This window comes from Chromobacterium piscinae (genome assembly GCF_021129175.1).
Lineage (GTDB): Bacteria > Pseudomonadota > Gammaproteobacteria > Burkholderiales > Chromobacteriaceae > Chromobacterium > Chromobacterium piscinae.
In genome coordinates, this window is sequence record NZ_JAJOHV010000173.1 from 1 (window position 1) to 4,703 (window position 4,703).

Genomic DNA, 4,703 nt, shown 5'->3' on the forward strand with positions numbered 1-4,703 from the left:
CCCGCCTTCGCCGCTCCGCGCCAGGCTGCGCCAGCTCCGGCCTATCAACAGCCCGCGCCCGCCTACCAAGCGGCGCCTCCGGCCTACCCGCCGGCAGCGCCCGCCTATCAACAAGCCGCGCCTGCCTACCAACAGCCTGCACCGGCGCCGCGCCAGGGCTTCTTCGGCGGCGGCAGCACCGGCGGTTTCGCCAGCGGCGTGGGTAGCTTCCTCGGCAATGTCGCCACCACGGCCGCCGGCGTCGCCGCCGGCACCTTTCTGGTCCAAGGCATAGAAAGCCTGTTCAGCGACGACAAGCCCAACCACGGAAGTGGACAAGGCCATGCCGGTTATGAGGCGGAACAGCCGGTTGAGCAGCACATCACCATCAACAACTACTACGAGTCTGACGGCCAGGACGACGCCGGCTACCGGGAAGATGCGCACCCGCGCGACGACTACCAGACCGTGGCCGACTCCGACTCCGACTCCGACTCCGACTACGCCGGCGACGAGTACAGCGAAGACGACAACGCTTCCGCCTAAGCCCCGTTCGGAGGCCCGGGCCGATATTGCCTTCGGTATCGGGAAAACCAACCACAAGCCCGAGACCATATGAAAAACCGCCGCATTCCGCGGCGGTTTTTCATTCGCTTCGCTCAGACTAAACCGGCTGCCACAAGGTAAAGGCCGCGTCCGGCGTCCAGCCGGAATTGGATACATGGGCCTGCAGGCAACGATAACGCTTTCCTTGGTAGCCGACGCCGTCTCCCACTAAGTATTGGATGCCGTTCTGCCATTCCGGATAATCCGGCTCGCCATCGCCGTCGGTGCGCACCCTCACGCCATTGCCTGGCAGGGACTCCCGGCCGGCGTCGTCCAACGCTGTTACGTGGTACAGATAATCGCCGCCCGGGCGCAGGCCGACGTCGCGGAAATCGGCGGCGGTGGTCAGGCCCACTTGCTGCCCGTCGCGGTACACCCGGTATTCCACGATCGGGAAATCGCCGCCGGCCGGCGCGTCCCAGGCCAGGCCGACGAAATCCCGCCCGATCTCGCCGGCGCGCAGATTGCCGGGCGCCGGCGGGCGGCCGCCTCCGTCTCCGCCTTCCAGCAGCGGGACATAGTCGCGGATGAAGCCCCAATCATAGCCACGCCCGACCACGTCGCGGCCATCGTCCCAGTTCACCGACCAGGTCATCAGGCCGCGGATCGGATTGCCCGCCTCCTCCAGCCTGCGGAAGGCGTTGAACACCGCGTCCGGATCGCGGACGAAACCGGTGGCGGCGGTATCGGCGTTGGCCGGCAGGCCGATGGCGAGCTTGTCGGCCGGAATCCGCAGATAGCCGCGCGAGCCGTGGATCAGGCTGTCGCTCAGGTAATAGAGGAAGTCCTCTTTCCTGGCTTCGTCGTCCTGCGACAGCCAGGCATTCAACTCGTCCACCCACACGCCGTCGCCGCCCTGGTTGTAGTACTGCGGCGCGATGAAGTCGTAATAGCCGTCCAGCGCCGCGATATAGGCCGCGTAGTGTCCATCCGGCTTCAGGTAAGGGAATTCCGGCGCCATGCTGATGATGAAATGCCGGCCTTGCGCCAGGTAGTAGTCCTTCACCATCTTCAGCGCGGCCGGAATCACCGTCTGGTTGTCGCCCGCCGTGATCGCGCTCTGCTCTAGGTCGATGTCCAGCCCATCGAAGCCGTACAGCTCCGCCAGGCGGACGATCTCGCCGGCCAGCGCGTCCTCCTGGCCGGCCTTGAGTTCGATGTGGGCATCGGCCCCGCCCAAGGAAACCAGCACCGCGCGGCCCTGCCGGTTCAACGTCTCCACCTGGGCGCGGAAAGCCTCGTCGCTCAGGTTCCAGGGCTTGAAGGTGGGGATGCCGGCGCCTTTCATGAAGGCCACCGCCACCACGGCGTAGTCCTCCGGCACGTCAGTCAGCGCGATATCGGCCGACGTGCCGCGCTGATAACCGTTGCCGGCGGAAGATGGCCAGTTGTGCCAGAAGCCCATGATGAAACGGTCGGGGAGCGACGGCATGGCCGCGGTGTCGGCGGTCAACGCGCCGCGGTCCGGTTTGGCGAATGGGTTCATGCATGCCCCTTGCTGAAGATGGATGAACGGCGCCGGCTCAGCGCCGATGCCCCGGCCATGGTAGGCCGCCCGTCCCCTCAGGGCTGCTGGCCGTTCAGCCAGCCTTAGCCGGTGGCCGGCAACACCGGCCAGCTGTCGACGATGCGTCCGCCCTCGTACACGGCGATATCGCCGAACTGCTGCAGCACCGCCTCGCTCTGGCGCGGACGGAAGAACACGGTGTCGTCCACCGCCAGCGCCTGCAAGCCGGAACCGACCAGCAGTTGCTGATTGGATGAGTGCCCGTACAAGCCGCTGCTTTCCAGCCCCGGTGGCGATACGGGATCGGCCTGCCAGTTGCCGCCGTAGATGAAATAGCCGCGCCGCGCATTGGCATCCCATCCGCTCGCCAGCCCGCCCAGCCACTCCACGCCGTAAGGCAGTTCGAAGCGCGGCAATGCCTTCAGCACCGGCGTGGCGATGAAGCAGGCCGGCAGCAACTCATCCAGCAGCGGCAGATCGAAGTCGCTGGGCTTGACCATGGCCGAACCCACCGCCACTTCGTTTTCCGGGCCGTCGCCGGGATAGAGCCGGTAAGTGGGCGAGCCGGCGGCGTTGAAGCACGGTTCGGCGATGCGTCCCGCCGGATGCGCCCGCGCAATGGCGGCGAAGGCGGCGTAGCTTGCGCGCGCGTGGCGCAAAGCCTTGTCCCTCAGCCCTGGAATATCCGGAATTTTGGCCACGTGCGCGTCGTAGCCCATCATGCCGGACCACTGCAGCCGCGGCTCCTCGGCCACCATGTCCAGCATTCGCCGCAGCGTGGCGGCGTCGGCGATGCCGCCGCGGTGCAGGCCGACGTCGATCTCGAAATTGAGCTTCAAATGCAGATTTTGCCCGCGCGCCAGCTCGCGGTACTGCGCCAGCCGATCCGGCGTGTCCGCCAGCCATTGCAGCTGCCGCTCCGGCTGGAAATCCATGTCAGAAAACTGGCGGTAAAACGCCAGCGCGGCGGCGGCCGGCAAGGGCTTGCCCAGCAGGATGTCCCGTCCGCCCTTCGCCATCGCCTCCAGCTGCGGCAGGCTGAACAGCATCTGCCGCCGGGTGCCGGCCAGCGCAGCCGCCTCGGCCAGCAAGGCTGGGCACGGCAGCGACTTCACCACCACCCTGAGCGCCATCTTGCCGGCCAGATGGCCCGCGATCCGCCGAATGTTGGCGCGCAGGCGCTCGCGGTCCAACACCAGCGTCGGCGCGGCGATGCCGGCCTGGCGCAGCGCCGCCTGTAATTTGCGGAAATAAGAGTCGTGCGGCGCGCCGCGCGCGGAGGGGCGCACCAGCCAGACTGCCGCCGCGCCTGCGCCCAAAGCCGCCAGCAAGCGGCGCCGGCCGCGCGATGGCCCGCTCATGCCGCCACGCCGAACACGCGGCGCAGATGGGAATTGAGCAGCACGCCTTTTGGGTCCAGCTCCCGCCTCAGCTTCAGAAAGTCGTTCCAGCGCGGGTAAAGCGCAGCCAGTTCGGCCGCGCCGTACGGATGCAGCTTGCCCCAGTGCGGCCGCCCCTCGTATTTGCGGAAAACCGGCGCCAGTTCGGTCAGCAGGTAATCATGCGGCTCGCCGGCGGCGGCATGGACGGCGATCGAGCAGGAGTCCCGGCGGTAGAAAGGGCTAAGCCAGGCGTCGTCAGCCTTGACGAAGCGGAACTCCAGCGGGAAGAACACATCGTTGCGCCGCTCTAGTCGTTCGATCACCTCGCGCACGCAGGCGATGCCGGCCTCGCGCGGCACATGCCACTCGCTCTCGTTGAAGCGGGTGGGCCGCACGGTGGACAGCAGCCGCCAGGACTTGTCGAAGGCCTGCTCGCTCAGATTGGGATCGATCAGTTTCTGCGCGGTCCAGCGCCGCAGCGCCGGCATGCCTCCCAGCCAATCGCGCAGCCGGCGCAGCTCCAGCAGCATGTCCTCGTCGCCGGACTCCGGCCGCGACGCGGGTCCCGGCGGGCGAATGTCGTGGGTGATCGCCGCGGCGTAGCCGGTGAACGGCAGATAGTAGAACTCGAAATGCCGGTGCCGGCGCGCGAGCTCCGGCGCGGCGTCCAGCATCTTTCCCGCCGGCAGCAGCCACAACTTGCGCTGCAAGTAATAAGCAGGCAGCGTCGCTACCGTGGCGCGGGCGATCACGCCCAGGCTGCCCAGCGACACCCTCGCCGCCTGCAGCAGATCGTCGTCGCGGCCCTTGCCGCAATCCAGCGTCTCGCCGGACGGCGTCAGCAGCCGCAGCGCGCGCGCGTCGGCATGCAGGGCCGGCAGGCCGGCGCCGGTGCCATGGGTGGCGGTGCTGATCGCGCCGGCGAAGGATTGGACATCGACGTCCGGCTGGTTGCGCAGCGCCATGCCCTGGGCGTCAAGCAGGCGCGCCAGCTGGCCAATGCGGGTGCCGGCCAGCAAGGTGGCTTCGCCGGCCGCCGCGTCATGCGACAGCAGGCCGGACATCCGGTCCAGCGACACGATCTTGCCGGGCGTGGGCACCAGCGGGGTGAAGGAATGGCCGGCGCCGACGCAGCGCAGCGGCGTGCCAGACTGGGCCGCCTCGCGCAGCAGCCGCGCCAGTTCGGCCTCGTCGCCGGGCGTGGCCAGCGCCTGCGCGGCGCAGCTCTG

Annotated in this window: 4 protein-coding genes; 1 reads left to right on the top strand and 3 read right to left on the bottom strand. The window is 68.1% G+C overall.

Annotated features, from left to right (window positions below):
- The coding region (locus LQR33_RS23910) for a DUF2076 family protein (RefSeq protein WP_231470732.1) at positions 1–525 on the top strand (525 nt) is incomplete at its 5' end.
- A gap of 118 nt (positions 526–643) precedes the next feature.
- On the opposite strand, the gene LQR33_RS24290 is transcribed toward LQR33_RS23910, so the two are convergent.
- The 3 genes from LQR33_RS24290 to LQR33_RS23925 all read right to left on the bottom strand — a co-directional run.
- Positions 644–2,071 (bottom strand): carbohydrate-binding protein, encoded by a 1,428-nt coding sequence (locus LQR33_RS24290; RefSeq protein WP_269326326.1) that lies wholly within the window; start codon positions 2,069–2,071, stop codon positions 644–646.
- 104 nt (positions 2,072–2,175) lie between these two features.
- The gene (locus LQR33_RS23920) at positions 2,176–3,453 is read right to left on the bottom strand and encodes an alanine racemase (RefSeq protein ID WP_231470733.1); all 1,278 of its coding nucleotides are present in this window, start codon (positions 3,451–3,453) and stop codon (positions 2,176–2,178) included.
- Positions 3,450–4,703: D-arabinono-1,4-lactone oxidase (locus LQR33_RS23925; RefSeq protein WP_231470734.1), on the bottom strand; the 1,254-nt coding region annotated here is incomplete at its 5' end. The genes LQR33_RS23925 and LQR33_RS23920, both read right to left, overlap by 4 nt.

What these genes read in the sequence shown, in the direction of transcription:
- LQR33_RS23920 (WP_231470733.1), bottom strand. Translation starts at nt 3,453, where the DNA reads ATGAGCGGGCCATCGCGCGGCCGGCGCCGCTTGCTGGCGGCTTTGGGC.
- LQR33_RS24290 (WP_269326326.1), bottom strand. Translation starts at nt 2,071, where the DNA reads ATGAACCCATTCGCCAAACCGGACCGCGGCGCGTTGACCGCCGACACC.